General features: G+C 66.5%; 27 protein-coding genes. 11 read left to right on the top strand and 16 right to left on the bottom strand.

The window, feature by feature from the left end:
• Positions 1 to 29 precede the first annotated feature (29 nt).
• Positions 30 to 1,694: an MFS transporter gene (locus ACE3TJ_RS09150; protein WP_374599364.1), complete on the top strand. Its 1,665-nt coding sequence runs from the start codon at positions 30 to 32 to the stop codon at positions 1,692 to 1,694.
• On the opposite strand, the gene ACE3TJ_RS09155 is transcribed toward ACE3TJ_RS09150, so the two are convergent.
• Complete coding sequence (locus ACE3TJ_RS09155; RefSeq protein WP_374595798.1) at positions 1,691 to 2,623, bottom strand: DMT family transporter; 933 nt, start codon at positions 2,621 to 2,623, stop codon at positions 1,691 to 1,693. The genes ACE3TJ_RS09150 and ACE3TJ_RS09155 overlap by 4 nt on opposite strands.
• Entirely contained in the window at positions 2,623 to 3,627 is a 1,005-nt protein-coding gene (locus ACE3TJ_RS09160) for a low specificity L-threonine aldolase (protein WP_374595799.1), read from the bottom strand. The genes ACE3TJ_RS09155 and ACE3TJ_RS09160 overlap by 1 nt, the downstream gene beginning before the upstream one ends.
• A gap of 158 nt (positions 3,628 to 3,785) precedes the next feature.
• Here ACE3TJ_RS09160 and ACE3TJ_RS09165 point away from each other — a divergent pair, with 158 nt between their 5' ends.
• Complete coding sequence (locus ACE3TJ_RS09165; protein ID WP_374595800.1) at positions 3,786 to 5,228, top strand: amidohydrolase; 1,443 nt, start codon at positions 3,786 to 3,788, stop codon at positions 5,226 to 5,228.
• Positions 5,229 to 5,336: 108 nt separating this feature from the next.
• Here ACE3TJ_RS09165 and ACE3TJ_RS09170 read toward each other — a convergent pair whose 3' ends face one another.
• The 10 genes from ACE3TJ_RS09170 to ACE3TJ_RS09215 all read right to left on the bottom strand — a co-directional run bounded on the left by ACE3TJ_RS09170 (position 5,337) and on the right by ACE3TJ_RS09215 (position 14,316).
• Complete coding sequence (locus tag ACE3TJ_RS09170; protein ID WP_374595801.1) at positions 5,337 to 5,738, bottom strand: EVE domain-containing protein; 402 nt, start codon at positions 5,736 to 5,738, stop codon at positions 5,337 to 5,339.
• Between the two features lie 2 nt (positions 5,739 to 5,740).
• Entirely contained in the window at positions 5,741 to 6,382 is a 642-nt protein-coding gene (maiA, locus tag ACE3TJ_RS09175; RefSeq protein WP_374595802.1) for a maleylacetoacetate isomerase, read from the bottom strand.
• 25 nt (positions 6,383 to 6,407) lie between these two features.
• Positions 6,408 to 8,099 (bottom strand): long-chain fatty acid--CoA ligase, encoded by a 1,692-nt coding sequence (locus ACE3TJ_RS09180; RefSeq protein ID WP_374595803.1) that lies wholly within the window; start codon positions 8,097 to 8,099, stop codon positions 6,408 to 6,410.
• Positions 8,100 to 8,128: 29 nt separating this feature from the next.
• Positions 8,129 to 8,803 carry an HAD-IA family hydrolase gene (locus ACE3TJ_RS09185; protein ID WP_374599366.1) on the bottom strand — a complete coding sequence of 225 codons (675 nt, stop codon included), beginning with the start codon at positions 8,801 to 8,803 and terminating at the stop codon, positions 8,129 to 8,131.
• Position 8,804: 1 nt separating this feature from the next.
• Positions 8,805 to 9,902: an MBL fold metallo-hydrolase gene (locus tag ACE3TJ_RS09190; RefSeq protein WP_374595804.1), complete on the bottom strand. Its 1,098-nt coding sequence runs from the start codon at positions 9,900 to 9,902 to the stop codon at positions 8,805 to 8,807.
• Positions 9,903 to 9,953: 51 nt separating this feature from the next.
• Positions 9,954 to 10,580 (bottom strand): cell cycle transcriptional regulator TrcR, encoded by a 627-nt coding sequence (locus tag ACE3TJ_RS09195; RefSeq protein WP_374599368.1) that lies wholly within the window; start codon positions 10,578 to 10,580, stop codon positions 9,954 to 9,956.
• 105 nt (positions 10,581 to 10,685) lie between these two features.
• Positions 10,686 to 11,705 (bottom strand): glycosyltransferase family 4 protein, encoded by a 1,020-nt coding sequence (locus tag ACE3TJ_RS09200; protein WP_374595805.1) that lies wholly within the window; start codon positions 11,703 to 11,705, stop codon positions 10,686 to 10,688.
• A 10-nt stretch (positions 11,706 to 11,715) separates the two neighbouring features.
• A complete protein-coding gene (locus ACE3TJ_RS09205) occupies positions 11,716 to 12,567 on the bottom strand; it encodes a UDP-2,3-diacylglucosamine diphosphatase (protein WP_374599370.1) in 852 nt (283 codons plus the stop codon).
• A gap of 128 nt (positions 12,568 to 12,695) precedes the next feature.
• Positions 12,696 to 13,316, bottom strand: coding sequence for a glutathione S-transferase family protein (locus tag ACE3TJ_RS09210; protein WP_374595806.1), 621 nt, complete (start codon positions 13,314 to 13,316; stop codon positions 12,696 to 12,698).
• Positions 13,294 to 14,316: an NAD(P)H-quinone oxidoreductase gene (locus tag ACE3TJ_RS09215; protein ID WP_374595807.1), complete on the bottom strand. Its 1,023-nt coding sequence runs from the start codon at positions 14,314 to 14,316 to the stop codon at positions 13,294 to 13,296. Before ACE3TJ_RS09215 ends, ACE3TJ_RS09210 begins: the two co-directional genes overlap by 23 nt.
• A 75-nt stretch (positions 14,317 to 14,391) precedes the next feature.
• Here ACE3TJ_RS09215 and ACE3TJ_RS09220 point away from each other — a divergent pair, with 75 nt between their 5' ends.
• The 9 genes from ACE3TJ_RS09220 (at position 14,392) to ACE3TJ_RS09260 (ending at position 23,284) form a co-directional block, all read left to right on the top strand.
• Positions 14,392 to 14,589 carry a DUF1192 domain-containing protein gene (locus ACE3TJ_RS09220; protein WP_374595808.1) on the top strand — a complete coding sequence of 66 codons (198 nt, stop codon included), beginning with the start codon at positions 14,392 to 14,394 and terminating at the stop codon, positions 14,587 to 14,589.
• Between the two features lie 76 nt (positions 14,590 to 14,665).
• Positions 14,666 to 15,760, top strand: a complete 1,095-nt coding sequence (locus tag ACE3TJ_RS09225) for an acyl-CoA dehydrogenase family protein (protein ID WP_374595809.1) — start codon at positions 14,666 to 14,668, stop codon at positions 15,758 to 15,760.
• A 13-nt stretch (positions 15,761 to 15,773) separates the two neighbouring features.
• A complete protein-coding gene (locus ACE3TJ_RS09230) occupies positions 15,774 to 16,991 on the top strand; it encodes an acyl-CoA dehydrogenase family protein (protein WP_374595810.1) in 1,218 nt (405 codons plus the stop codon).
• Positions 16,992 to 17,038: 47 nt separating this feature from the next.
• Entirely contained in the window at positions 17,039 to 17,929 is an 891-nt protein-coding gene (locus tag ACE3TJ_RS09235) for an MBL fold metallo-hydrolase (protein ID WP_374599372.1), read from the top strand.
• On the top strand, positions 17,926 to 18,537 hold the full coding sequence (locus ACE3TJ_RS09240) for a DUF4230 domain-containing protein (RefSeq protein WP_374595811.1): 612 nt from the start codon (positions 17,926 to 17,928) through the stop codon (positions 18,535 to 18,537). Before ACE3TJ_RS09235 ends, ACE3TJ_RS09240 begins: the two co-directional genes overlap by 4 nt.
• A 13-nt stretch (positions 18,538 to 18,550) precedes the next feature.
• The gene (gene nadA / locus ACE3TJ_RS09245) at positions 18,551 to 19,555 is read left to right on the top strand and encodes a quinolinate synthase NadA (protein WP_374595812.1); all 1,005 of its coding nucleotides are present in this window, start codon (positions 18,551 to 18,553) and stop codon (positions 19,553 to 19,555) included.
• A 93-nt stretch (positions 19,556 to 19,648) separates the two neighbouring features.
• Positions 19,649 to 21,748, top strand: a complete 2,100-nt coding sequence (locus ACE3TJ_RS09250; RefSeq protein WP_374595813.1) for a prolyl oligopeptidase family protein — start codon at positions 19,649 to 19,651, stop codon at positions 21,746 to 21,748.
• Complete coding sequence (gene nadC, locus ACE3TJ_RS09255) at positions 21,745 to 22,590, top strand: carboxylating nicotinate-nucleotide diphosphorylase (RefSeq protein ID WP_374595814.1); 846 nt, start codon at positions 21,745 to 21,747, stop codon at positions 22,588 to 22,590. Before ACE3TJ_RS09250 ends, nadC begins: the two co-directional genes overlap by 4 nt.
• Entirely contained in the window at positions 22,577 to 23,284 is a 708-nt protein-coding gene (locus ACE3TJ_RS09260; protein WP_374595815.1) for a ribonuclease T, read from the top strand. The genes nadC and ACE3TJ_RS09260 overlap by 14 nt, the downstream gene beginning before the upstream one ends.
• On the opposite strand, the gene ACE3TJ_RS09265 is transcribed toward ACE3TJ_RS09260, so the two are convergent.
• The 4 genes from ACE3TJ_RS09265 to ACE3TJ_RS09280 all read right to left on the bottom strand — a co-directional run bounded on the left by ACE3TJ_RS09265 (position 23,265) and on the right by ACE3TJ_RS09280 (position 26,045).
• Positions 23,265 to 23,675, bottom strand: a complete 411-nt coding sequence (locus tag ACE3TJ_RS09265; RefSeq protein ID WP_374599374.1) for a DUF4112 domain-containing protein — start codon at positions 23,673 to 23,675, stop codon at positions 23,265 to 23,267. The two genes, ACE3TJ_RS09260 and ACE3TJ_RS09265, sit on opposite strands and share 20 nt — an antisense overlap.
• Positions 23,676 to 23,735: 60 nt before the next feature.
• Positions 23,736 to 24,266 (bottom strand): superoxide dismutase family protein, encoded by a 531-nt coding sequence (locus tag ACE3TJ_RS09270; RefSeq protein ID WP_374595816.1) that lies wholly within the window; start codon positions 24,264 to 24,266, stop codon positions 23,736 to 23,738.
• A gap of 69 nt (positions 24,267 to 24,335) precedes the next feature.
• Positions 24,336 to 25,751: an NAD(P)(+) transhydrogenase (Re/Si-specific) subunit beta gene (locus ACE3TJ_RS09275; protein WP_374595817.1), complete on the bottom strand. Its 1,416-nt coding sequence runs from the start codon at positions 25,749 to 25,751 to the stop codon at positions 24,336 to 24,338.
• A gap of 6 nt (positions 25,752 to 25,757) precedes the next feature.
• Entirely contained in the window at positions 25,758 to 26,045 is a 288-nt protein-coding gene (locus ACE3TJ_RS09280) for a proton-translocating transhydrogenase family protein (RefSeq protein WP_374595818.1), read from the bottom strand.
• Between the last annotated feature and the right edge of the window lies 1 nt (position 26,046).

Raw genomic sequence — 26,046 nt, forward strand, 5'->3', positions numbered from 1 at the left:
AGGCGTCCATAGTGGCCGCGTTCCGCATTATGCCCGACAGTCTCGACGATCCCGCCGCCACGCGCCCCTTCGCCATCCCGATCTTCCGAACGGTGTGGATCGCCAGCATCGTTTCAAACTTCGGCGGCATGATCCAGTCGGTCGGCGCGTCGTGGATGATGACGACGCTCACCACCTCACCCGCGCTCGTCGCACTCGTGCAATCGTCGGTGACGCTACCGATCATGCTGCTGTCGCTCGCGGCAGGCGCGATCGCCGACAACCGCGACCGGCGGCTGGTGATGCTGGCCGCGCAGGGCTTCATGCTCGCGGTGTCCGTGGGGCTTGCCGTGTGCACGTGGGCGGGTCTCATCACGCCGTGGCTGCTCCTCGCCTTCACCTTCCTCATTGGCTGCGGCACAGCGCTCAACGGCCCGGCATGGCAGGCCTCCGTGGGGGACATGGTGCCCCGCGCCGCGCTTCCGGGGGCGGTCGCGCTCAATTCGATGAACTTCAACATCGCGCGCAGCCTCGGCCCCGCGATCGGCGGTGCGATCGTGTCGGCCGCCGGCGCGGCAGCCGCATTCGCCGTGAACGCGGTAAGCTACATCGGCCTCATCACCGTGCTGTCCCGCTGGCGGCCCGAACGCCCGCCGCGAACGCTGCCGCGCGAAGGCCTGCTCGATGCGATGGCGGCAGGTATCCGATACGTCGCCATGTCGCCGACGCTGCGCGCCGTGCTGCTGCGCTCGGCCGTGTTCGGCCTCGCCGCGAGTGCCGTACCCGCGCTGATGCCGGTCGTCGCGCGTCACCTGATTTCGGGCGGCGCCTTCACCTACGGGCTTCTGCTCGGCGCATTCGGCATCGGCGCGATCGGCGGCGCGCTTTCGAGCGGACGGCTGCGCAGCACGCATTCGAGCGAATGGATTGTCCGCATCGCCATCGCAGCGTTCGCGGCCGGAACGGCGATCACTGCGTTCAGCCCCGCGATGCCGCTCACCATGGTGGGGCTGTTCCTCGCGGGCGGTGGATGGGTGCTCGCGCTATCGACATTCAACGTCACCGTGCAGATGTCGGCGCCGCGCTGGGTCGTGGCGCGCGCGCTCGCGCTCTATCAGATGTGGGCGTTCGGCGGCATGGCGATCGGCAGCTGGGTGTTCGGTGAGCTCGCGGGGATGGCGGACGTGCGCACCTCGCTGATGGTCTCGGCCGTGCTCCTCCTCCTCGGCCTCCTCCTCGGCTGGGCGCGCCCGCTGCCGGAGGTGAAGGACCTCGATCTCGATCCGATCGCGCGCTGGACGGAGCCGGAAGTCGCCGTCCCGGTCGAGCCCCGCACCGGCCCGGTGGTGGTGACGATCGACTACCGCATTCCCGAGGCGAGCATCCGCGAGTTTCTGACCGTGATGAACGAGCGGCGGCGCATTCGTATGCGCGACGGTGCCCGGCACTGGACTCTGCTGCGCGATCTCGGCGATCCCGAACTCTGGGTCGAACGCTATCACGTGCCCACATGGCTCGATTACATCCGCCACAACCAGCGCCGCACGAAGGCGGATGCTGAAAATATCCACCGCCTGCGCGCGCTGCACACGGGCGCGGAACCGCCGCGCGTGCACCGCATGGTGGAGCGGCAGACCGCCGTTCTGCCCGGCCTTCGCCTACCCACCGCGCGTGAACTCGCCGGCCCGATCACGGACCCGTCGCAGTCGGGCTAGCTGCGTCCCGTCGTGCCGCCCGCCGCGGCGGTTCCCGCAGGTACGCTGCGTGCCCGGAGCGCGATGAGGAGACCGACGATGGTGAGCACCGCCCCCGCCGCGGCGATCGGTGTCCAGCGATAGCCTTCCAGAAACGTCGAGATCGTCATCGCGATAAACGGAATGAGCACGTTCGTATAACCGGCCCACGCGGGCCCGATGATGCGGATGACGTTGAAATAGAGCAGGAAGGCGAGCGCCGAGGCGAAGGCGGCGAGATAGAAGACGCCGCCGACATAGACCGGCGTCCATTCCACGACGGGCGGCCCGCTCGTCACCCAGGCGATGCCCGCATCGATGATCGTGCCATAGGCCATCGCGAAGGCGAGCATTCCGAACATGTCATAGCTGCGTGCGCGTGCGGTCCCCTGCATGACGTTCGAAATCGAAGCGAGGATAACGGCGCAGCCGGTGAGCGCGAGGCCGGTCGTGAACGCACTGCTCCACCCCGTCTCCGTCAGTTCCCGCTCGAACAGCAGCGCGACGCCGACGATGCCAAGCCCCGCGCCGACCATGAAGCGGCCGCTGATCGGCTGTTTCAGGAACAGGCGTGCAAAGAGCGTGTTCGGCACCACGAGCAGCGCGAACACCACTGCGATCAGCCCCGAAGTGACGCTGCGGCTCGCCTGGTAGACGAAGTTGAAATTGCCGGCGAACTGCAAGAGCCCGAGCAGCAGGAAAAATCCGTGCGCGGACAGCGGGAAGCGCAGGGTTCGCCGCATGACGAGGCACGCCCCGAACATCAGCAGGCTGGCAACGGCAAACCGATAGGTGACGGACCACTGCGGCGGCACGACGCCAAGCTGCGTCTTGATCACATACCAGGTCGTCCCCCAGATCAGCGTGACTGCCGCGAACGGCAGGACGACGCGGGAAACGCTGGCGCGCATCACAGCCCGGTGAGCGCGGCGGTAAGCGCCTGCACATGCGCCTCGGGCGTGTCCCACGCGGTCACCAGCCGGATCTCGCCCGGCGCCCAGTCATAGAATTCGAAGCCTTTCGCGCGCAGCGCGGCGGAGTCCTCCGGCGAAGCGCGCACGAACACCTCGTTCGCCTGTACCGGATAGATCAGCCTGTCACCGGCGGCCGCGCCGATGCGGGCGGCGGCGACGTTCGCGGCGCGGGCGTTGCGTTCCCACGCGCCCGTTTCGATCATTGCCAGAAGCTGCGCGGCGGCATAGCGGCCCTTGGAGGGCATCTGGCCAGCGCGTTTCTTCCTGTGCGGCAGCGTTTCGGCGAGCGCCGGATCGAACACCACGATCGCCTCCGTCGACATGCCGCCGTTCTTGATGAAACCGAAGCTCAGCATCTCGACGCCTGCCCGCCACGTGATGTCGGCGGGCGCGCAGCCGAGGTGAACGAGCGCGTTCGCGAAGCGTGCGCCGTCCATATGAAGCCGCCAGCCCTGCCGCTTCGCCTCGTCGCCAAGCGCCGCAACCTCGTCGGGCGTGTAGACGCAGCCGTACTCGGTCGCCTGCGTCATCGAAAGCACGGAGGGGACCACCTGATGCACGTCGCCGCGCATCCCGGCCACCGCCGCGCGCACGCCCTCGACCGAGAGCTTGGCGGCATCGCCTTCGGCAAGGATCAGCGCCGCACCGCCGCTGAAGAAGGCCGGCGCCCCGGCCTCATCGACCTGAATATGCGCCTCGCGATTGCACACGATCGCGCCCCACGGCGGCACCATCGCGGCAAGCCCAAGGCAGTTCGCCGCGGTTCCCGACCCCACGGCAAAGACGCGGCATTCGCGCCCGAAGAAAGCGCTGAACACGCGATCGAGGCGCTGCGTCAGCGTGTCGTTGTCATACGTGCCCGCGATGCCGCTGTTCGCGGCGAGGACGGCTTCGATCACCTCGGGGCAGGCGGCGGCGGCGTTGTCGGAGACGAAATACATGCTCCGAGCGGCTAGGCCGCTCTTTGCCCCCGGTCAACACTGGCGCTCGCCTCACAGTCGATTATGGTCGCGCTCGGCAATCAAAAATGAAATAGAATATGAATTCAAAATCTAAATCCGATCAGAGCAAAAAGAATCAGGGCCAGAGAAGGGAACTCATGCTGAAATCGATCCTCGCCGCCGCGCTGCTCGCCGCCGCCCCGAGCGCCGCTGCTGCCGCCGCCGAAGCCAATGCCGCACTCGCCCGCATCGATGCCGACCGCGCCGCGAACGAAGCGGCCGCGAAAGCCATCTGGGGCTTTGCCGAGGTCGGCTATCAGGAGACGCGTTCGTCGGCGCTGCTGCAGAAGCGGCTGAAGGACGCGGGCTTCACGGTGAAGGCGGGTGTCGCGGGCGCACCCACGGCGTTCACCGCCACCTGGTCGAACGGCGCGGGTCCCGTCATCGGCATCATGGGCGAATATGATGCGCTCCCCGGCCTCAGCCAGACCGCCGACCCCACGAAGACCATACGCAGTGACGTATCCGCCGGGCACGGCTGCGGGCACCACCTGTTCGGCGTCGCCTCCGCCTCCGCCGCCATCGCGGTCCGGGACTGGATGAAGGCGAGCGGCACGAAGGGCACGATCCGCTTCTACGGCACGCCCGCCGAGGAAGGCGGCGCGGGCAAGGTCTACATGGTGCGCGAAGGCTTGTTCAACGATGTCGACATCGCGCTGCACTGGCATCCGTCGTCGGAGAACAGCGCCAATGTTCAGACCTCGAACAGCAACAAGTCCGCCAAGTTCCGCTTCCACGGCATTTCGGCGCACGCCGCGGGCGCGCCGGAGCGCGGCCGCTCCGCGCTCGACGGCGTCGAGGCGATGAACGTGATGGCGAACATGATGCACGAGCACATGCCCGAGAAATCGCGCATGCATTATGTCATCACGGCGGGCGGCAACGCCCCGAACGTGGTGCCGGATTTCGCCGAATCCTTCTATTACGTGCGCAACCCGGATGCCGAAGTGGTCCGCGAGACATTCGAACGGCTGGTGAAGACGGCTGAAGGCGCCGCGCTCGGCACGGGCACCACCGTGGACTACGAAGTGATCCACGGCGCGCTGCCGCTGCTCCCGAACCGCACGCTGCAAACGCTGGTCCATTCGAAGCTGACCGAAGTCGGCGGCGTACTCTATACCCCCGAAGACGTCGCGTTCGCGCAGAAGATCACGCCCACGCTCGGACAGACGAAGGCGAAACTCTCCGACGCCGCCCTCGTCGAGCCGATGACGGAAAGCCACGAAGCGGGCTCCACCGATGTTGGCGACGTGTCATGGACGGTCCCCACCGCAGGCTTCTCCACCGCGACATGGGTGCCCGGCACGCCCGCCCACAGCTGGCAGGCCGTGGCGGCAGGCGGCACCTCAATCGGCATGAAGGGAATGCAGAACGCCGCCAAAGTGCTGGCGCTCACCGCGATCGACCTGTTCCAGAAACCCAACCTGATCGCCGCCGCAAAAGCCGAATTCCAGGACCGGCGCGGCCCCGATTTCGTCTACCGCTCCCTCGTCGGCGACCGCACCCCGCCGCTCGATTACAGGAATGCACCGGGGAAGTAAGAGCCGTTCTCGTTAGCCCCTCCCTGAAAGGGAGGGGTTGGGGAGGGTCACGGCCACAGCGTTCGCCATCGACCCCCACCCAACCTCCCCCTTACAGGGGGAGGAGCATCAGAGCCCGCCCATCTTCGAGATGATACTCCACGTCGTCTCGTCGATCGGCATCACCGAAAGCCGCGACTGGCGGATGAGCGCGATATCCTTCAGCCGCTCATCGGCCTTCAACGCCGCGAGCGTCACCGGCGTCTTCAGCGGCTTCACCGCTTCGAGGTCGACGAGGCCGGACTTCTCATCGTCGGGATCGGGGTAGAACTCCGCCGCCACCTTCGTGATGCCCACGATCTCCTTGCCCTCCACCGAATGGTAGAAGAGCACGAGATCGCCCTTTTTCATCGCGCGCATGTTGCCGAGCGCCTGCGCGTTGCGCACGCCGTTCCAGTGCGTGCGTTTCGCCTTCACCTGATCGTCCCAGCTCCACTTCGTGGGCTCGGTCTTCACCAGCCAATATGCCATGCTCAGCTATCCGCGTCCGGTTGCGCCTCTGGGCGAGCGTTAAGAAACGCGGGCAGTTTCATCAAGGCCTTGTCGATCTCCACCAGCGTCGGAAAGCGCGAAAGGTCGGTGCGCTGCCGCCGCGCGTTGTACATCTGCGGCACGAGGCACACGTCGGCGAGCGTCACCTGATCGCCCAGCAGATACGGCCCGGGCGATCCTTCCGCGATCTCCTCGAGCGGCTGGAAACCTTCTTCGATCCAGTGGCGATACCAGTCGTCGATCGCCTCCTGCTCCTGCCCCATCTGGTTCTTGAGGTATTTCAGCACGCGAAGATTATCGATCGGGTGGATATCGCACGCGATGATCTGCGCGGCGGCGCGGATGCGCGCGCGCTTCACGGGATCGTCGGAGAGCAGCGCGGGTTCGGGATACGTCTCGTCCAGATATTCGATGATGGCGAGGCTCTGGTTGAGCCCGACGTCGCCGTCGATGAAATAGGGCACGAAGCCCTGCGGGTTCAGCAGCTTGAAGCCGACGCCGCCCTGCGCGCCCGTGCGCAGATCGATGCCCTTGCTCTCGTAATCGAGTCCCTTGAGGTTCAGCGCGATACGGACCCGATAGGATGCCGACGAGCGCCAGTATCCATAAAGCGTGCGCGACATGCTTTCTCCCTTCAACTGGCCCCCTTCAGCTGGCCATCCGGGCTGCTTCGTAGCGGGCACGCTCCTCGGCGACCAGTTCCTTTCTGGAAAGCTTGCCGATCATCGTCTTGGGAAGGCTCTCGCGGATCTCGACCGCGACCGCGCGTTCATGCTTGCCGACGTGCCCATTGAGGTAATCGAGCAGCGCCTTCTCCGTCACGTCCGCGCCGGGCATCAGCGTCACGAACGCCTTCGGCCGCTCGCCGAGATAGGGATCGGGCACGCCGATCACGAGCGCTTCCTTCACCGCCTCGTGCTTGTAGAGCACGGCTTCGAGCTGGCTCGGGAACGCCTTGAAGCCGCCCACGACGATCATGTCCTTCAGGCGGTCGACGACATAGACGTAGCCGTCCGCGTCGATGTAGCCGACGTCGCCGGTGCGCAGCCGGCCATCGATGAACGCCTCGGCGGTCGCCGCGTCCTTCTTCCAGTAGCCGCGCATGATCTGCGGGCCCGCCACGGTGATCTCGCCGGGTTCGCCCTCCGCCGGCGGCTTCGAAGGGTCTTCTTTGTCGACGATGACGATGCGCGTGCCGGGCAGCGGCTGGCCGATCGATCCGGGCTTGCCGCCCGTCTCGTAGGGGTTCACCGAAACGACGCCCGAGCTTTCGGTGAGCCCGTAGCCCTCCACCAGCTTCGCCTGCGTCTTCGCCTCGAACCGCGCCTTGAGTTCGGCGGGCATCGGCGCCCCGCCCGAAATGCACGCCCGCACGGAGGTCAGGTCGAACTTTTCGATCTTCGGGCTGTCGAGGAACGCCTGGTACATCGTCGGCACGCCGGGCAGCGCGGTGATGCGGCGGCTCTGGATCGTCTTCAGCGCAAGGACCAGTTCGAACTTCGGCAGCAGCACCATCTCGCCGCCGCGCAGCACGGTGCGATTGAGGACGCAGGTGTTCGCGAACACGTGGAACAGCGGCAGCGCGCCGAGGATGCGGTCCTCGATGTCGGGCTCGGGGTCGATCGCCTGCACCTGCTGCGCGTTCATCGAAAGGTTCGCGTGGGTGAGCACCGCGCCCTTCGGCGTTCCCGTCGTGCCGCCCGTATATTGCAGCAGCGCGATATCGGCGTGCACGTCGATCTCGGGCGCGTCCTCCAGCCCTTCGTTTTCGAGCAGGCTGGAAAAACGGATATGGCGCAGGTCCGCCTTCACCTTCGAGCGCTCGCGGCTTTTGAACACGCGGTAGAGCAGCGCCTTGCCGGCGGGCAGCACGTCGGCGAGCGAACCGACGACGAGGCAGCGCAGGCGAGAGCTTTCCAGCACCTCCGCGATCGTCGGGTAAAGCTGCGCGACGTCGAGGCAGACCATGATGTCGGTCTCGCTGTCCTCCACCTGATGGCGAAGCTCGTCCGCCGTGTAGAGCGGCGAGAAGTTCACCACCGTGCCACCCGCCTTCATGATCGCATAGTAAGCGATCACGTATTGCGGGCAGTTCGGCAGGAAGAGCCCCACCTTGATGCCGCGCCGCACGCCGAGGATCTGGAAGCCCCGCGCCGCCTTGTTCACCGCCTCCGCGATCTCGGCATAGGTATAGATGCGCCCCAGGAAATCGATGCAGGCGGCGTCCGGCGTGCGCGCCGCGGCATCTTCCAGAATCCGGTGTACAGGCATCGGCTCCAGCTTCAGATCCCACGGCACCGGGTGGCCGTATGCCTGCATCCAATCCATGCCGCCGGGCATCGTCCTCTCCCGCAGTGCGTTTGGCGCGACTATAGCGCCTGTGTCTGAACTTTCGCTGAAAATCCCGGGAATTCGAGGCCGGTGAGCCGCGCGAGGTCGGCAAGCGCCTGCGCTTCGCTCGTCACCTTGATCGCCGCCATGCCCATCGCGGCGGCGGGTTTGCAGTTGATGCCGAGGTCGTCGAGGTACACGCACGCCTCCGGCGCCACGCCCAGCGCGTCGCACATCATCTGGTAGATGCGCGGATCGGGCTTGCGCACGCCAACCTTCGCGCTTTCGATCACATGCTCGAACCGCGCCAAAATCGCTTCGACGGCGCGCGCCTTTTCGGGATCGGCCACCATGCCCGCCCCGCGCCCGACCTTGGCATTGTTGGTGATGCAGCCGATGCGAATACCCGCCGCCGTCAGCGTATCGAGCGCTGCCACCATCGCCGGGCGGATATCCCCCGCAAGCAGGCTCAGCACGTCGCGCCCCGCGATCCGATACCCCTGCGCCGCGGCCTCCTCGGCGAACAGCGCATCGAAGGCGTCTGCGTCAATCTCGCTGCGTTCGAGCCGCGCCCAGGCGTTTCGGTCGGGGTCCGCCGCGTTGATCCGCCGGATACTGTCCCGCGGCAAACCCCGAGACGCCTCGTATCGGTTGAATGCCTCGAACGGCGATGACGTGATCACCCCGCCGAAATCCCAGAGCACCGCCCTCACTTCAGGCCGCACGATACCAGTCCACCCCGTCCGTCCGTGCGCGCACGGCACGGCCCCGCCGCTCCAGATAATGCAGGTGCGCCAGCGTCTCGCCCGTCGCCATCATGATCTCGTCGTCGCCGACCGGACGGCGGAACAGCACCTCGAAGCAATCATGCGCGCGCTTCGGCACCGCGATGAACGCCTCCAGCGCATCGAGCTTTTGATGGTGATCGGCCTCAAGCTGGTTGAGCCTTGCGTGCAGCCCCCGGAACGGTTCGTTGTGCGCGGGCAGCACGTAAAGCTCCTGATCGAGGCCGCGCAGCTTCTCGATGCTCGCAAGCCAGTCGCCGAGCGGGTCGGCCTCGGGCTCGGTCGAATACACTGACACGTTCGATGTGATGCGCGGCAGCACCTGATCGCCGGCGATCATCAGTCCATCGTCATCAGCGACAAGGCAGGCGTGCTCGGGCGTATGCCCGCGCCCGACGACCACCCGCCAAGCCCGCTCCCCGATGCGCAGCACGTCGCCATCGGCGATCCGGATAAAGCTCGAGGGCAGGCGCGAAACGGCGCGGGCAAAGCGGCCCCACCCGCGTCCGCGGAACGTGTCCAGCGCCTCATCAGGCCACCCGGCGGCACGGTAGAAGTCGACAGCCTGTTCCGGCGGTGCATCGGCGATATCGAGCGTCAGCATCCGCGCCATCAGATACTCGGTGCGCGCCATCAGCAGCGGCGCCCCGCTCTTGTAGGTCAGCCAGCCCGCAAGCCCGAGATGGTCGGGGTGATAGTGCGTGACGATGACCCGCGTGATCGGCCGCCCCGCCAGCGGCCCAGCGAGCAGTTCGCGCCACACGCTCTTGCAGCCTTCGGTATTGAGCCCCGTGTCGACGATCGCCCAGCCCTCGCCGTCATCCAGCACCCAGAGGTTGATGTGGTCGAGGCTCATCGGCAGCGGCATACGCAGCCAGAACACGCCGGTCGCGACCTCGTGCAGCTTGCCCGAAGCCGGCACCCAGCGGCCGAGCGGATAGAAGAGGCCGCGCCGCTCCTCACCCTCGTCGGGCGGAAGCGCGTGGTCCGCGAGCGATGCGTCGCCGATGGAAGAGTCGGCCTTCATGTCGTCTTCGGCTTAGGCCGCACGGCACGCCGCATCGACCTCACGGAAACGTCAGCCCTGATCGGCGTCGTCCAGCGCTTCCTGCGCGGCGCGGGCCGCTTCGGCGCGCTCCTTGCGCAGCTCTTCCAGAAGTTCGTCGCGGTCGTGATCGAACGTCATGTCGACGCGCTCGATACCCGCCTTCTTCGCCGCCACCGCGACGAGCGCATCGAGTTCGCGCTGTGAGCAGAGGCCGAGCGTCACCGGGTCTTTCGGCGTGATGTTCTGGATGTTCCAGTGCGTCTTGTCGCGGATCGCGGAGATCGTCGTCTTCGTCGTGCCGATGATGCGCGAGATCTGCGCGTCGGTGATCTCGGGGTGGTTGCGCACGATCCAGGCGATGCCGTCCGGCTTGTCCTGCCGCTTCGATACCGGTGTGTAGCGCGGCCCCTTAGTGCGGCGCTGCTGCTCCGGCCCCTTCTGCAGCACGAGGCTGTGCGCAGGATTCGCCTGACCCTTGTCGAGCTCGGCCTGCGTCAGGTCGCCGGCCCGGATCGGATCGCGCGGGATATGCTTCGCGGACGCCGTCTCATCGGCGATCGCCTGCACTTCGAGCACATGCAACCCGCAGAAATCGGCGATCTGTGAGAAGGTGAGCGCCGTGTTGTCGACCAGCCATGCAGCGGTCGCGTGCGGCATCAGCGGGTAGTTCTGGGCCATGGCAGCTACGCCTTTTCTCGAAAGAGCGAAATAAAAGGGCCGCCCTTTGGGGGGCGGCCGGTACGCTTAAACTATAGGCACGGCTCAAGCCGCGATCAAGGGATTTAGCGGCACGAGCGCGCCGCAGAACTCCGCCGCGGCGCGTTCCCAGCTGAAACTGCGGCCATAAGCAGCGCACGCAGCGCGATCCTTGCCGAGCGCGCCGGTGATGGCGGCGTCGAGGTCTTCATCGAGACAGCCCGTCTCCGGCGTCACGATGTCGATCGGCCCCTGCACGGGATAGGCCGCCACGGGAACACCGGAGGCCAATGCCTCGATCAGCACCATACCGAACGTGTCAGTGCGGCTTGGGAACACGAACACATCAGCGCCTGCATAAGCCGAAGCGAGCGCCGCACCGCGAAGCGCGCCGAGGAAGATCGCATCGGGAAACTGCCGTTCGAGTGCCTTTCGCGCCGGGCCGTCACCCACCACAACGCGCGTGCCCGGATGACGCGTGGCGAGGAACGCCCCGATGTTCTTTTCCACCGCAACGCGCCCCACATAAAGCTGGATGGGCCGGGGCAGCGCCGCATAGGCCGCGTGCGGCGCGCTATCCGCCGAGAAGTTCGCAAGGTCGACACCGCGTCCGAACGGCGCCGTGGGGCCGATGCCCTGCGCGGCGAGCTGACGGCGCAGGCTCGGCGTCGCGGCGAGAACGCTCGCGGCGGGGCCGTGGAACCAGCGCTCGTACCGCCAGAACCATGCCGCCGGAAGCCCCGTGCGCGCCGATACATAGTCCGGGAAGTGCGTGTGATAGGCCGTCGTGAACGGAAAACCTGCGCGCAGACACCAGCGCCGCACAGCGAGCCCAAGCGGGCCTTCGGTGGCGATATGGATGGCGTCGGCGCCGAAGGTACGCAAACGCCGCCCGACCTGGCCGGTGGTGGCAAGCGCCAGCCGGATTTCGCCGTAGCCGGGGCAGGGCAGCGACGGCCACGCATTGGGCGAAAGCACCAGCACGTCGTGCCCGGCGCGCTCCAGCTCCCCACGTACCATCTGCAGCGTGCGCACCACGCCGTTCACCTGCGGCTCCCACGCATCCGTGACGATCGCGATGCGCATGGAAACGGGCTCAGGCCGCGTTTGCTTGCTGCATGGGAAGCACGCGCCCGTTCACCTCGTCGGCCCAGTGCAGAATCTCCATCTCGCCGTTGAAGTGCTCAACGAGCGCAGTGCATCCCTCCACCCAGTCGCCGTCGTTGTAGTAGACGACGTCGCCGAACATCCGCTCCTCGGCGGTGTGGATATGGCCGCAGACGACACCGTCGAGGCCGCGGTCCCCTGCCGCCTTGGCCACCGCCTCCTCGAAGCGGCTGATGAACTCCACAGCGTTCTTAACCTTGTGCTTGGCGTGCTTGGAAAGCGACCAGTAGGGCTTGCCAAGGCGCGCTCGCACCTTATTGACCAGCATGTTCAGCCGCATGAGCATCTCGTAGGCGGCGTCTCCGAGGAAGGCGAGCCAGCGCGCGTAGAGCACCACGGCGTCGAACTCGTCGCCGTGCAGCACCAGCAGGCGGCGGCCGTCGGCAGTCTCGTGGATCGCCTTCGACCGTATCTCAACGCCGCCGAAGCTGAGCCCGGTGAACTGGCGGAACACTTCATCGTGATTGCCGGGAATGTAGATGACGCGCGTGCCGCGCTTGGCGCGCTTCAGCAGGCGCCACACGATATCGTTGTGCTTCGCTGGCCAATACCAGCTCTTCTTCAGCCGCCAGCCGTCGATGATATCGCCCACGAGATAGAGCGTGTCGGAATCGACACTGTCGAGGAAATCGATGAGCAGTTCGGCGTTGCAGCCGCGCGTGCCGAGATGCACATCCGAAATCCAGATCGTGCGGTAACGGCGGCGATCGCTCTTGCGGACTTCTGGCTCACTCGGCCGAAGCGTCGCGACACGTTCGACGAATTCGCCGGGCGCAAACATATTCAAGTCGACCTCCACTGGCGGACGGCTGTTTGCGCGCCAGCGTATCGCGTCATTGCGTTACGGTTTGCAGGCCGAATTATGAAGGTTTTGCGCGAGTCGCGGCAAAGATGAGGGTCGGAATCGTATCAGGAATCGATGCGGATATGCCCCGGTAGACCGGCCACGCGCGCGAGCCATCCCTGCACGCGCGGATAGCCCGTAAGATCGAATCCGCCGCCTTCCTCGCATACGTGCGTGTAGGCGTAGAGCGCAATATCGGCGAGGCTGATGCTGCTCCCGACAAACCACTGGCGATGCGTCAGATGCTCATCCATCAGTTTAAGTGCGGCCTCGCCGGCTGCGCGCTTGCCGTCGATCTGTGCACGCTGTGCGTCCGAGAGGGCATCGCGCCCGACATATGCGAGCCAGAAGCGTAGCGTCGCGATGTTGGGCTCGTGGTTGTATTGCTCCCAGAACATCCAGCGCAGCATGTCCGCCTCGTCCCAGCGGTCCGCCGGGATCAGTGCCGAGCCTTTTGCGAGATAGAAGATTGCCGCGTTCGATTCCGGCAAATATCGGTCGCCGACCTGCAGCACGGGCACCCGGCCGTTCGCGTTCACCGTGGAAAGATAGGCGGGCGTTCGCGTCTCGCCCTTGCGGATGTCGTAGAGCCTGCGCTCCAGCGGGAAGCCAAGATGTGCGGCCGTCAGCCGGATCTTGTAGCAATTGCCCGAAACCGGGTCTTCATGCAGCGTCAGCCTGTCCATGCGCGATCTCCAGTACGACCTTGCCCACGTGTTCGCCGGATTCGAGATAACGGTGCGCGTCCGCTGCTGCCTCCAGCGGGAAGACACGGTCGACGACAGCCTTCAGCCCGCCGCTCGCGAACAGCGGCCACACATCGGCGGCGAGGCTGTCGGCAAGCAGCGATTTATATTCAACGCTGCGGGGGCGCAGCATCGATCCGGTAAGGATCAGCCCCTTGCGCATCACTGCGCCGAGATCGAGTTCGCCCGTGATCCCACGCTGGAATGCGATCGAGACGTGCCGTCCACTCTCGCCGAGGCATTTGACGTTGCGCGCGAGATAGTCACCGCCCACCATGTCGAGTACGAGATTGACGCCGCGCCCACCCGTGATCGCGGCGACCTCGGCAACGAAATCCTGCGCCTTGTAATCGATCGCGTGATCGGCGCCGAGCGCCAGCGCGGCCGCACATTTCTCCGCGCTGCCGCAGGTGACGATCGACGTGAGCCCGAACGCCTTGCAGAGCAGGATCGCGGTGACGCCGATGCCGCTGGTGCCGCCGTGGATGAGCGCGGTTTCGCCCGGCGCGCCGTAGCCGCGTTCGAAGAGGTTGGACCACACCGTGAAATAGGTCTCGGGCAGGCTCGCCGCTTCGACAAGCGACAGGCCATCGGGCACCGGCAGGCATTGGCCTTCGGGCACGATGCAATACTCCGCATAGCCGCCGCCCGCGACGAGCGCGCACACCTGCTGGCCGATCTGCAAACGGCCAGTGCCAGTGCCCACCGCGACGATTTCGCCCGCGATCTCCAGCCCCGGAATCGAGGGCGCGCCGGGCGGCATCGGATAGAGGCCGAGGCGCTGCAGCACGTCCGGCCGGTTCACCCCCGCGGCGGCGACCTTCACCAGCACCTCGCCGTCCTTCGGCAAGGGCACGGGGCGGCGGACGGGAACGAGCACTTCCGGGCCGCCGGGGCCTTCGGGATCGATCGCGATCATGTCCTTTGGAACCCCGGCCATGACGTCACCCTCCCCCTTGTTCGCGGCGCCCCTCTAGCGCAGATTGCGCGGCCATTCCAGACACGGGTTAACCCTATGGACGACGATTTTCTGCCGAAAACGAAAGACGATCCGCTGACCCTGCTCACGCGGCAGGATCTCGGGCCGCTGTCACAGGACGAACTCAGGGAACGCATCACCGCGCTCGAGGCGGAGATCGGGCGGACGCGCGCCAAGCTTACCGAAGCGGGAAGTGTGAAATCCGCCGCGGACGCGCTTTTCTCTCGGAAATAGCCGCCTCTCACAAGTCACGGGATGCGCACGCAGCCTCCGCGGCACATGCTTCGGGCAATAACCGTGGGAGGGTTTCTTGAATTTCGATTTCTCGGACGACGCGCGCGCGCTCAGCGAGTCCGCCCGGCGCATGTTGACGGAGCACGCAGGACCAGACGCGGCGCGGCGCATCATGGATTCGGATGCGCCCTACGACACGGCTCTGTGGCGGCGGGTCATCGACCTCGGCCTCACCGCCGCGCGCGTGCCGGAGGCGCACGGTGGTGTGGGTCTGTCGCCCGAGGAAAGCTGCGTGCTCGCCGAGGAATTCGGCCGCAGCCTCGCGCCCGTGCCATTCATCTCCACATTGCTTGCCACCGAGGCGCTCCTGCTCGCGGGCACCGAAGCGCAGCAGGCAAAATACCTGCCCGGCATCGCGGACGGCCGCACGATCGCCTGCTACGCGTGGGGCGAAGGCGCGAGTTCGCCAGCAGCGATCCCCGCGACCCGCGCCGAAGGCGGCAGGCTCACGGGCACCAAGTCGCCCGTCGCCGACGCGCTCGCCGCGAACCTCGCCGTGGTCACCGCCGCAGGCGAGGACGGCCCGGCGCTCTGGCTCGTCGACCTGAAAGACGCGAACATCGCCCCCGCTGCGACGCTCGATCTCGTCCGCAAGCACGGCACGGTCACGCTCGACGGCACGCCTGCCGAACCGCTCGGCACATCCGCCGACTACCAGCGCTTTATCGACCGGGCCGCTGTGATACTCGCCTTCGAGGCGATCGGCACCGCCGGGGCAGCGATGGAGATGGCGGTCGGCTATGCGAAGGATCGCGTCGCCTTCGGCCAGCGCATCGGGCGCTATCAGGGCGTGAAGCACAAGTGCGCGGATATGTACATCAAGCTGGAGCTTGCCCGCGCGCACGCGCTTTACGGCGCCTGGGCGTTCGCGGCAGACGCGGACGAGCTTCGTCACGCCGCCGCCGCCGCGCGCGCGGCGAGCCTCGACGCGGTGCGCTTCGCCGCCGAGGAGAACGTGCAGCTTCACGGCGGTATCGGCTTCACGTGGGAATCGAACTGCCAGTTCTATTACCGCCGCGCCCGGCAAATCAGCGCCGCGCTCGGCAGCCGCGCGTTCTGGGCGGACCGGCTGGTGCGCGCGCTCGAACAGCGCAACCGCGCCGCGGCCTGAAGGGAGAGAGACCATGGACTTCAACGACACCCCGCAGGAAGCCGAATATCGCGCCAAGGTCCGTGCGTGGATCGCGGAGGCCGCGCAGGAATACGAAGGCCTCCCCGAGCCGAAATCGCAGGACGAATACGTCGCGCGCCAGAAAAGCTGGCAGAGGAAGAAATACGAGGCAGGCTACGCGGGGCTCACCTGGCCGAAGGCGTTCGGCGGGCAGGGCCTGGGGCCGATGAACGCGATCATCTTCGGGCAGGAGGAGGCGAAATCCGCCGCGCCAACCGGCCTCTATTCGATCGGCCTCGGCATGTGCATCCCCACCGTGTTCACGCACGGCGCGAAAGAGGTGATCGAACGCTTCGTGCCGAAGGCGCTCGAAGGCAGCGAAATCTGGTGCCAGCTCTTTTCCGAGCCGATCGCGGGGTCGGACCTCGCGAGCATCCGAACCAAGGCGGTGCGTGACGGGGACGACTGGGTGATCACCGGCCAGAAGGTGTGGACGACGTTCGCCCATCTTTCCGATTACGGCATCATCGTCACCCGCACCGATCCGGCCGCGCCAAAGCACAAGGGCCTCACCATGTTCATCGTGGACATGCACGCGCCTGGCGTGGAGGCGCGGCCCTTGAAGCAGATGTCGGGCGGCGCGGACTTCAACGAAGTGTTCTTCGACGGCGTGCGCGTGCCCGACGCATGGCGCATCGGCGCGGTGGGGGACGGCTGGAAGGCCGGGCTCACCACGCTGATGAACGAGCGCCTCGCGGTGGGCGGCAAGCCGCGCAACTCGCCGGGCTGGCGCACGCTGATGGACCTCGCCCGGGGCATCGACACCGAGCAGGGCCCGGCGATCGAACGCATGGACGTGCGCGCCCGCATCGCAGACACCTACATCAACGACGAGGGCGTGAAGCTGACGCAGATGCGCGCGCTTTCCGCGCTGTCGCAGGGCAAGACGCCGGGCGCAGAGCAATCGATCTCCAAGGTCGTCGTCGCCAAGACGATGCAGGACATGGCGGCGTTCGCGCTCGAACTTTCCGAAAACGCAGGCTTCGCGGCGGGCGAAAAGGACAGCGAGCTCCAGCGCCTGCAGGGCGCCTACATGTGGTCGGCAGGCCTCCGCATCGCGGGCGGCACCGACGAGATTCTGCGCAACATCATCGCCGAACGCGTGCTCGGCCTGCCCGGCGACCTGCGCCCCGACAAGGACACACCGTTCAACGAGATCGTGCCCTTGTAGCACGCCTGCCCTTGGCAGCGGCCACCGCCGCTGCCACATGGGGTTCGATGGACATCAAGGCCGCCATTGCCGCAGCGCCCTATGGCGCAAGTGAGCGCGTCTCGCCGCTCGTCCGCCGCGTGCTGGCGCGGAACCCGAGCCCGTTCACCTTTCTCGGCACCGGCACCTATATCGTGGGGAACGACAAGGTCGCCGTGATCGACCCCGGTCCCGACGAAGACGACCATCTGGAAGCGATCCTCGCCGCGACAGCAGGCGAGACGATCAGCCACATCTTCGTGACGCACACGCACCGCGATCACAGCCCGCTCGCCGTGCGGCTGAAGGAAAAGACCGGCGCGCCCGTGCTCGGCTGCGCGCCGCTGGTGCTGGAAGACGACGGCCCCCGCACCGATGCCGCCTTCGATACGACCTATGCGCCCGACACGGTGCTGACGCACGGCGCGGTGGTGCCCGGCGGTACGTGGGCGGACGGCGGCTGGACCGTCGAGGCCGTGCACACGCCCGGCCACACATCGAACCACCTCTGTTTCGCGCTCCACGAGGAAAAGGCGCTGTTCACCGGCGATCACGTGATGGGCTGGTCGACAAGCGTGGTGACGCCGCCGGACGGCGATATGCGGGATTATATGGCGAGCCTGAAGCTGCTGCAGACGCGCGACGACCGCATCTATTACCCGACACACGGCGATCCCGTGACCGAGCCCCAGCGGCTGGTGCGCGGCTACATCGCGCATCGCCGCCAACGCGAAGGCCAGATCCTGCGTCTGCTGGACGGCGGACCGAAAACGATCCCGGCGCTTGTCGCCGCCATGTATGCAGCCGTTGATCCCCGGCTGCACCCGGCGGCGGGTCGATCGGTGCTCGCCCATCTCATCGACCTTCAGGCACGCGGCGTGGTAAGCGCGGACGGAGACGTGTGGGAGAAGGCCGCGTGAAGACTGTTCTGACGCTCCTCGCCGGGCTGCTGCTCGGCGCACTCGCCATGTGGTTCGTTGCCCGCGACGACGACAAGCCGGTGGACGCGCAGTCCATCGCCGCCGCCAGCCTCGACGCGGTCCGCGCGCAGAACAAGCTCACTGTGTTTGCCGGGCGCTTCACGGTCGCGGTTTCGACGCGCGTCGAGAAGCTCGGCCTCTCCGCGGAAAAGACGCTGATCGTGCCCGCCACCGTCCGCTACGACATCGATTATTCGAAGCTGCGCCGCGACGACATGGTCTGGGATGAAGGCGCGCGCGTGATGACCGTGCGCCTGCCCGACATCCAGCTCGACGAGCCGCAGGTCGACATGGCGAACATCCGCGAATACGGCGGCGGCACGATCCTGATGGCGCTCGGCAACGCCGAGGAGGTCATCGACGCCGCCAACCGCACCAAGATCAGGGCTGCCGTTCTCAAGGAAGCCGATACCGGCCTTCTGAGAGAACTCGCGCGAAGTTCGGCGCGCACAGCCGTGGAACGCGGATTTGCGCTCCCGCTTGCCGCCGCAGGGATAGACGCCCGCGTCATCGTCCGGTTCCCGGACGAGAGCGGCTACGGACTTTAGGAGTATCGACCACATGGATGCACGCCGCGCGGAGCTGCCGAAGGGCAAGGATTTGCTGAGCGAGATCGACCGGCTTAAGCGGGAACGCAACGCCGTGATCCTCGCGCATTATTACCAGGAGGCCGCGATCCAGGACATCGCGGACTTCGTGGGGGACAGCCTCGATCTCTCGCGCAAGGCTGCCGAAACGGATGCGGACGTCATCGCCTTCTGCGGCGTGCGCTTCATGGCGGAAACCGCGAAGATCCTCTCCCCGCAGAAGACCGTGATCCTGCCGGACATGGACGCGGGCTGCAGCCTTGAGGATTCCTGCCCGCCCGAGCAGTTCAGGCGCTTCCGCGAAGCGAACCCGGATCACATCGCGCTCACCTACATCAACTGCTCGGCGGCGGTGAAAGCGCTTTCAGACATCATCGTCACCTCGTCTTCGGCCGAAAAGATCATCAGCCAGTTGCCCAAGGACCAGAAGATCATCTTCGGGCCGGACCGGCACCTCGGCGGCTACCTTTCCCGCAAGTTCGGCCGCGAGATGCTGCTGTGGCCGGGCGCGTGCATCGTGCACGAGGCGTTCAGCGAGAAGGAACTGCTGAAACTGAAGGCGCAGCACCCCGATGCGCCCGTCGCCGCGCATCCGGAATGCCCCGGCAATATCCTCGACCATGCCGATCTCGTCGGCTCGACGAGCGCGATCCTGAAGTTTGCGCTCGAAAGCCCGGCGGAGACGATCATCGTCGTCACCGAGCCGCACATCATCCACCAGATGGAAAAGGCCGCGCCGCACAAGACCTTCATCGGCGCGCCGGGCGCGGACGGGAACTGCAGCTGCAACAACTGCCCCTTCATGGCGCTGAACACGATGGAAAAGCTCTACCTCGCGCTGCGCGACCTTTCGCCCGTCATCGAGATGGACGAGGAGATTCGCGTGAAGGCGCTGAAGCCGCTGGAACGGATGCTGGCGATGGCCTCCTCCACCGTCGGACAGGGCGACATTTCGAGCGTGCGCGTTACGGGGGACTAACAGCGTCTCTCGGTCGCCAACCGATTGACCCCGCAACGAATCCGTTTCACTTGATGGGTCCGGCAACAAACGTCTTGGGGACGAACCGAAGCCATGCGTTTTTCCACCCTGTTGATGGCGGCTTTCACTCTGGCGACTGCACCCGCCGCGCACGCGGCCGAAGACGACCCCAACCTGTGGCTGGAAGAGGTGGACGGCGCCCGCGCGCTGGATCAGGTGCGCGCATGGAATGCCGAGAGCGAAAAACGTCTGCAGACGGCGAGCCCGGCGTTCAAGGCGCTGCAGGCCGAAATGCAGGCGATCCTGGAGGACGACAGCCGCATTGCCGTGCCTGAGGCAATCCTCGGCGACAAGGTGACGAACCTTTGGACCGACGCGAAGAACCCGCAGGGCCTATGGCGCATCGCCGACCTCGATGCTTTCGCCGCCGGGAAGCCGGTGTGGCGCACGCTGATCGACCTCGACGCCATGTCGAAGGCGGACGGCAGGAAATGGGTGTGGAAGGGCGCGGCGTGCCTTGCGCCCGCTTATGCGCGGTGCATGGTCGGCCTTTCGAACGGCGGCTCCGACGCGCTCGTCTACCGCGAGTTCGACATGGAGGCCGGCGCGTTCGTGAGCGGCGGCTTCGAGACGCCGGAGGCGAAGGGCGATGTCGCGTGGGTCGATCTCGACCGGCTGATGATCGCCACGGCGCATGGCGGCGACGTGACCGAATCCGGCTATCCCCGGCAGGTGCGGCTGTGGACGCGCGGCACGCCCATGGCGGAAGCTGCGCTCCTCGCCGAGGGCAAGGCCACCGACATGGGCATGGACGCGAGCGCCAGCGCGGGCGCGGGCCGCATGTGGCCGCGCATCACGCGCCATCCCGATTTCTGGACTGCCGAGACCTTCCACCTGAACCCGGACGGCACGCTGATCCGATCACCGCTTCCTGATACGGCCACGATCGAGGACATGCTGGGCAGCCGCGTCGTCGCGCTGCTGCACAAGGACTGGGCCTACGGCGGCAAGGCGTACGCAGCGGGCTCGCTTGTCGCCTATGACGTGGCGACGCTCGTGGTGGGGCGACCAGCGGCGGTCGAACAGGTCTATGCGCCATCGGGCAAACAGGCGATCGAGGCGTTCGTCACAGGCAGCGGGCGTCTTTACGTTTCGCTGCTGGAGGATGTCGCGGGGCGGCTCATCGCGCTGGTGCCGACCGGAAAAGGCTGGCGCGCCGAAACCGTGCCCGTGCCGCCGAGCAGCGCCGTGACGCTCGCGGCGGCAGGGGGGAGCACGGACACGGCCTTCTATACGGTCGAGACGTTTGCCAGCCCCGAGACGCTGATGGCGGTGCGTGGGGACAGCGCGCCCACAGAGGTCGCCGCGCTTCGGGCGTTTTTCGATACCGCATCGATTTCCGTCGAGCAGCGTTTCGCGAAATCGAAGGATGGTACGCGCATCCCCTATTTCGTCGTGCGGCCGACGGGCGCGAAAGGCCCGCTGCCGACGATCATGCACGCCTACGGCGGCTTCCGGAGCGCGCAGAAGCCGACCTATCTCACCAAGAACCCGTACCAGATCGGGCCGGGCGGGCTGTTCTGGCTGAAAGATGGCGGCAGCTTCGTGATCGCGAATATCCGCGGCGGCGGCGAATACGGTCCTGCGTGGCACGAGGCGGCGCTGCGCGAGAAGCGGCAGAACAGCTTTGACGATCTCTATGCCGTCGCGGAGGATCTGAAGCGTGCGGGGCTTACATCGAAGCTTGCCGTTTCGGGGCGTTCGCAGGGCGGGATGCTCGTCGGCGTCGCGATGACGCAGCGGCCGGACCTGTTCGACGCTGTCATCATGGGCGTGCCGCTCGCGGACATGCTGCGTTACAACAAGCTGCTCGCGGGCGCATCATGGATGGGCGAGTACGGCAATCCCGATGTGGCGGAGGACCGTGCGTTCATCGCGAAGTATTCGCCTTACCAGAACCTGCGCGCGGACGCGAAGTATCCGCCCGTCATCATTTACACCTCGACGAAGGACGACCGCGTTCACCCCGGTCATGCGCGCAAGTTCGCGGCACGGCTCGCGCAGCAGGGCCACGCGTTCGGCTATTATGAAAACATCGAAGGTGGGCACGCCGGCACCGCCAACGCCGCCGAGCACGCCTACCGCGCCGCGCTGATGCTGGGCTTCGCGCGCCGGGAACTGATGGGGAAATGAGCATGGGGATCGCAGGGTTCGACGTGGATGCGTTCGTGCGCGGCACGCTCGCCGAGGATCTGGGCGCGACGGGGGACATCACCTCCGCGGCGGTGATTCCGGCGGATGCGCGTTTCCACGGCGTGATGGACAGCCGCGACGCCATCGTCGTTGCGGGGCTGGACATCGCCGCCGCCTTTTTCCGTACGCTCGATCCAGAGGTGGAGATCGAGGTGTTCGTAAAGGACGGGGACCGGGTGGCGGGGGGCACCGACCTGATGCACCTTTCCGGCCTTGCGCGTGCGATGCTGACCGCAGAGCGTTCGGCGCTCAACACGGTGCAGCATCTTTCGGGCATCGCGACGCTCACGCGCCGCTATGTCGACGCCATCGCGGGCACGGGGGCCATCCTGCTCGATACGCGCAAGACCATCCCGGGGCTCCGGCGCCTCGAAAAATACGCGACGCGCATGGGCGGGGCGCAGAACCACCGCATGGGGCTGTGGGACGCGGCGATGATCAAGGACAACCATGTCGCGGTGGCGGGCGGCGTCGGCGAGGCCGTGCGCCGCGCGAAGGACGCGGGCATCGCCAGCATCATCCTGGAGGTCGACCGGGTTGACCAGATCGAGGCGGGGCTTGCGGCGGGCGCGACACACCTGCTGCTCGACAACATGAGCGTGGCGGAGCTCCGCGCGGCGGTGAGCCTCGTTGCGGGGCGCGTGCCTACGGAGGCCTCGGGCGGGGTCAATCTCGACACGATCCGGGGCATCGCGGAAACCGGCGTCACCTATGTTTCGGTCGGGCGGATCACGCAGTCCGCCCCCGCTGCCGATATCGGACTCGACCTTGCGAGCGCCTGAGCGGCTGCTGCTGGCGCTGTGCCTCGCCGCCTGCGGATCGGCGGACGATTCCGGCGGGACGACGGCCGCGGAATGCAACATTCCCGCGAAGCTCAATCTGCCGCGCACGGCGAGCCTGCCGGACAGGACGCCCGACGCACCGGCGGCGGCCTATGTGCTCGCGATGTCGTGGTCGCCGGAATTCTGCCGATTCCGCAAGGATGCGGACGCCCATGAAGGCCAGTGTGCGGACAACGATTTCGATTTCATCCTGCACGGCCTGTGGGTGGACAGCGCCGCGGGCGCTGCGCCGCGCGCCTGCACGGTGGCGCCGCCGGTGGGCGAGGCGCTCGTGCGCCAGCATTATTGCATGATGCCCTCGGCGCAGCTGATGCAGCACCAGTGGGCCGCGCACGGCACCTGCGCCTTTTCAAGCGCGGAGGCCTATTTCGGCGCGGCGAAGTCGCTGTGGGACGGCGTGAAGCGCCCCGATCTCCGCCAGCTTCGCGGCGAAACGCTGACGGCGGGGATGGTGCGTGAAGCGTTCGTGAAGGCCAACATCGGCCTTCCCGCCGAAGCGATCGCGGTGACGCTGAACAACCGCGGCTGGCTGACCGAAGTGCGCCTGTGCATGGATCTCGACTACAACTACGCCGCCTGCCGCGTCCCGGGCGCAGCGGACCGCGCGCGCGTGCTTATCTGGCGCGGCGGGTGACGGTGCCTTCGAGCACCGCCGTTTTCGGGTGGTGCCGATCGAGATGCGCCTTGATGATGCGCAGGTTGCGCGTGTTCGAACGGAACAGCACGTCCATCGCGTCGCCGAGCAGCGGCACGAAACCGAGCGCGGTGTCGAACAGCGTGTTCCCGGCCATACGGGCGATGTGCCAGCGCGACATGCCGAGGTTGCGCGCTTCCCAGATGATGTAGGCGGACATTATCCCGGCGAGGATATCGCCGCCCACAGGCACGAGACCGAGCACGGCATCGAGGCCGATCTTGTAGTTGATGCCCGGAATCGTGATCGACCGCTCCAGCAGCTTTTCGAGCACCTCGACGCGCGCACGCACAACGTGCGGATCGCGCGAGTCGAGCCCGGCGCTGGCCATCACCTCTTCGAATGCACGCGGATTCACGCTCACCTTCAGCCTCCAAAGCCTGTGGCTGCGCTATTTGGTGACGACGGCCCCACATGCAAGACGCGCGCCCGCATTTCCCGCAGGATCGGTGACGCCGTCGTCCGGCTTTGCGTGAACGACGACCGCCGCGCCGTCCGTATCGAGTACCGGCGTTTCGCCGCTGTAAAGCGTCGCGCCTTCGATGCGCGCCTCGATACGCCCGGTGCCGTCCGCCCCGACAGTGACGTTCGGCAGATCGCCCTTGTGGTGACCGTGCTTCTGGCCGGTCGGATTGAAATGCGGCCCCGCGGACGTGAAGTCCGTCGGCGTGCAGAGGCCGATGCCATGCACGTGGAAGGCATAGGTGCCGGAGGGCCAGCCTTCGAGCACGAGGCCGACATCGACGTCGCCCTTCGCCTCGGTGAGCACGGCGCGGCCTTTGGTGGCGCCATCCTTGTCGAGAAGCTGCGCATAGGCCGCAGGCGGCGGTGCAGCGGGCGCGGCGGCGGGCTGCTCGGCCTTGCTGGCGCACGCAGTTGCAAGAATGGCGGCCAAAGGCACGAAGCTCGTGGAAAGGCGCATGATCGGTCTGTCCCCTGTAATGGTCTGGCAGATCAACGCATTGTGCCGTTTAAGGTTTCCCGCGCAACCTCAATCCATGGCCTTGACGATTTCCTCGACCATCTTCTTGGCGTCGGCAAGGAGCATCATGGTGTTGTCGCGGTAGAAGAGCTCGTTATCGACGCCGGCATAGCCGACACCGCCCATCGAGCGCTTAATGAACAGCACGGTCTTCGCCTTTTCGACATCGAGCACGGGCATACCGTAGATCGGCGAGGACTTGTCGGTCTTCGCCGCCGGATTGGTGACGTCGTTGGCGCCGATGACGAACGCGACGTCGGCCTGGCCGAAATCGGTGTTGATGTCTTCGAGCTCGAACACCTCGTCGTAGGGCACGTTCGCCTCGGCGAGCAGCACGTTCATGTGCCCGGGCATACGGCCCGCGACCGGGTGGATCGCATAGCGCACATCGACGCCCTGATGCTTCAGCTTGTCGCCCATTTCGCGCAGCACGTGCTGCGCCTGCGCCACCGCCATGCCGTAGCCCGGCACGATGATGACCTTCTCGGCATTCTGCATCAGGAACGCGGCGTCCTCGGCGGAGCCGCGCTTCCACGGGCGGTCGATCGCCGCCGCTGCACCGGCCGGTCCGGCCTCGGCGCCGAAGCCGCCGGCGATGACGCTGATGAAGCTGCGGTTCATCGCGCGGCACATGATGTAGCTGAGAATCGCGCCCGACGAGCCGACGAGCGCACCGGTGATGATCATCGCGGTGTTCTGCAGCGTGAAGCCCATCGCCGCCGCCGCCCAGCCCGAATAGCTGTTCAGCATCGAGACGACGACGGGCATGTCCGCGCCGCCGATCGGGATGATGAGCAGGAAGCCGATCAGGAACGAAAGCCCGACGACGATCCAGAAATCCATCGCCGACTGCGAGTGCCAGAAGCCGAACGTGAAGAAGGCAATCGCGAGCAGCAGCACAAGATTGATGATGTGCCGCGCCGGCAGCAGGATCGGCGTGCCCGACATGTTGCCGTTGAGCTTCGCAAACGCGATCACCGATCCCGAGAAGGTGATCGCGCCGATCGCGATGCCAAGGACCATCTCAACCCGGCTCGCGCCGAAGATCGCGCCCGACGCATCGGTAATGCCGAACGCCTGCGGATTGAGGAATGCCGCCGCCGCAACGAGCACGGCGGCAAGGCCGACGAGGCTGTGGAACGCCGCGACGAGCTGCGGCATCGCGGTCATGGCGATACGCCGCGCGACGATGAAGCCGACGCCGCCGCCAAGGATGATCGCGGCAGCGATTTCGGGCAGCGACGCGATCTCGTGCGTGGCGAGCGTCGTCGCCACGGCGAGCCCCATGCCGATCATGCCGTTGCGGTTGCCCGCACGGCTGGTCTCAGGCGAGGACAGGCCCCGGAGCGCAAGGATGAAAAGAACCCCGGAGACGAGGTAGGCGAGAAGTGCCCACGCGGGCACGGCGGAAGCGACGTGTTCCATCGGCGCTTAGCCCTTCTTCTCTTTTTTCTTGTACATGGCGAGCATTCGCTGCGTCACCGCGAAACCGCCGAAGATGTTGACGCTGGCGAGCGCCACGGCAACGAGGCCGAGCCACTTGGCGACGCCCGAACCCGCGGCGAGGCTGGCGATCAGCGCGCCGACGATGATCACCGAGGAGATCGCGTTCGTCACCGCCATCAGCGGCGTGTGCAGCGCCGGCGTGACCGACCAGACCACGTAGTAGCCCACGAAACAGGCCAGCACGAAGATCGACAGGATCGAGATGAAGTCCATG

The sequence above is a fragment of the Sphingosinicella sp. genome, from assembly GCF_041916975.1.
Lineage (GTDB): Bacteria > Pseudomonadota > Alphaproteobacteria > Sphingomonadales > Sphingomonadaceae > Sphingosinicella.

Excerpts from the sequence above, each read along its gene's own strand:
- ACE3TJ_RS09150 (WP_374599364.1), top strand. The coding sequence starts at position 30 with ATGCCCGACAGTCTCGACGATCCCGCCGCCACGCGCCCCTTCGCCATC.
- ACE3TJ_RS09155 (WP_374595798.1), bottom strand. The coding sequence starts at position 2,623 with ATGCGCGCCAGCGTTTCCCGCGTCGTCCTGCCGTTCGCGGCAGTCACG.
- ACE3TJ_RS09160 (WP_374595799.1), bottom strand. The coding sequence starts at position 3,627 with ATGTATTTCGTCTCCGACAACGCCGCCGCCGCCTGCCCCGAGGTGATC.
- ACE3TJ_RS09165 (WP_374595800.1), top strand. The coding sequence starts at position 3,786 with ATGCTGAAATCGATCCTCGCCGCCGCGCTGCTCGCCGCCGCCCCGAGC.
- ACE3TJ_RS09170 (WP_374595801.1), bottom strand. The coding sequence starts at position 5,738 with ATGGCATATTGGCTGGTGAAGACCGAGCCCACGAAGTGGAGCTGGGAC.
- maiA (WP_374595802.1), bottom strand. The coding sequence starts at position 6,382 with ATGTCGCGCACGCTTTATGGATACTGGCGCTCGTCGGCATCCTATCGG.
- ACE3TJ_RS09180 (WP_374595803.1), bottom strand. The coding sequence starts at position 8,099 with ATGCCCGGCGGCATGGATTGGATGCAGGCATACGGCCACCCGGTGCCG.
- ACE3TJ_RS09190 (WP_374595804.1), bottom strand. The coding sequence starts at position 9,902 with ATGAAGGCCGACTCTTCCATCGGCGACGCATCGCTCGCGGACCACGCG.
- ACE3TJ_RS09195 (WP_374599368.1), bottom strand. The coding sequence starts at position 10,580 with ATGCCGCACGCGACCGCTGCATGGCTGGTCGACAACACGGCGCTCACC.
- ACE3TJ_RS09200 (WP_374595805.1), bottom strand. The coding sequence starts at position 11,705 with ATGCGCATCGCGATCGTCACGGATGCGTGGGAGCCGCAGGTGAACGGC.
- ACE3TJ_RS09205 (WP_374599370.1), bottom strand. The coding sequence starts at position 12,567 with ATGTTTGCGCCCGGCGAATTCGTCGAACGTGTCGCGACGCTTCGGCCG.
- ACE3TJ_RS09210 (WP_374595806.1), bottom strand. The coding sequence starts at position 13,316 with ATGGACAGGCTGACGCTGCATGAAGACCCGGTTTCGGGCAATTGCTAC.
- ACE3TJ_RS09215 (WP_374595807.1), bottom strand. The coding sequence starts at position 14,316 with ATGGCCGGGGTTCCAAAGGACATGATCGCGATCGATCCCGAAGGCCCC.
- ACE3TJ_RS09220 (WP_374595808.1), top strand. The coding sequence starts at position 14,392 with ATGGACGACGATTTTCTGCCGAAAACGAAAGACGATCCGCTGACCCTG.
- ACE3TJ_RS09230 (WP_374595810.1), top strand. The coding sequence starts at position 15,774 with ATGGACTTCAACGACACCCCGCAGGAAGCCGAATATCGCGCCAAGGTC.
- ACE3TJ_RS09235 (WP_374599372.1), top strand. The coding sequence starts at position 17,039 with ATGGACATCAAGGCCGCCATTGCCGCAGCGCCCTATGGCGCAAGTGAG.
- nadA (WP_374595812.1), top strand. The coding sequence starts at position 18,551 with ATGGATGCACGCCGCGCGGAGCTGCCGAAGGGCAAGGATTTGCTGAGC.
- ACE3TJ_RS09250 (WP_374595813.1), top strand. The coding sequence starts at position 19,649 with ATGCGTTTTTCCACCCTGTTGATGGCGGCTTTCACTCTGGCGACTGCA.
- nadC (WP_374595814.1), top strand. The coding sequence starts at position 21,745 with ATGAGCATGGGGATCGCAGGGTTCGACGTGGATGCGTTCGTGCGCGGC.
- ACE3TJ_RS09265 (WP_374599374.1), bottom strand. The coding sequence starts at position 23,675 with ATGGCCAGCGCCGGGCTCGACTCGCGCGATCCGCACGTTGTGCGTGCG.
- ACE3TJ_RS09270 (WP_374595816.1), bottom strand. The coding sequence starts at position 24,266 with ATGCGCCTTTCCACGAGCTTCGTGCCTTTGGCCGCCATTCTTGCAACT.
- ACE3TJ_RS09275 (WP_374595817.1), bottom strand. The coding sequence starts at position 25,751 with ATGGAACACGTCGCTTCCGCCGTGCCCGCGTGGGCACTTCTCGCCTAC.
- ACE3TJ_RS09280 (WP_374595818.1), bottom strand. The coding sequence starts at position 26,045 with ATGGACTTCATCTCGATCCTGTCGATCTTCGTGCTGGCCTGTTTCGTG.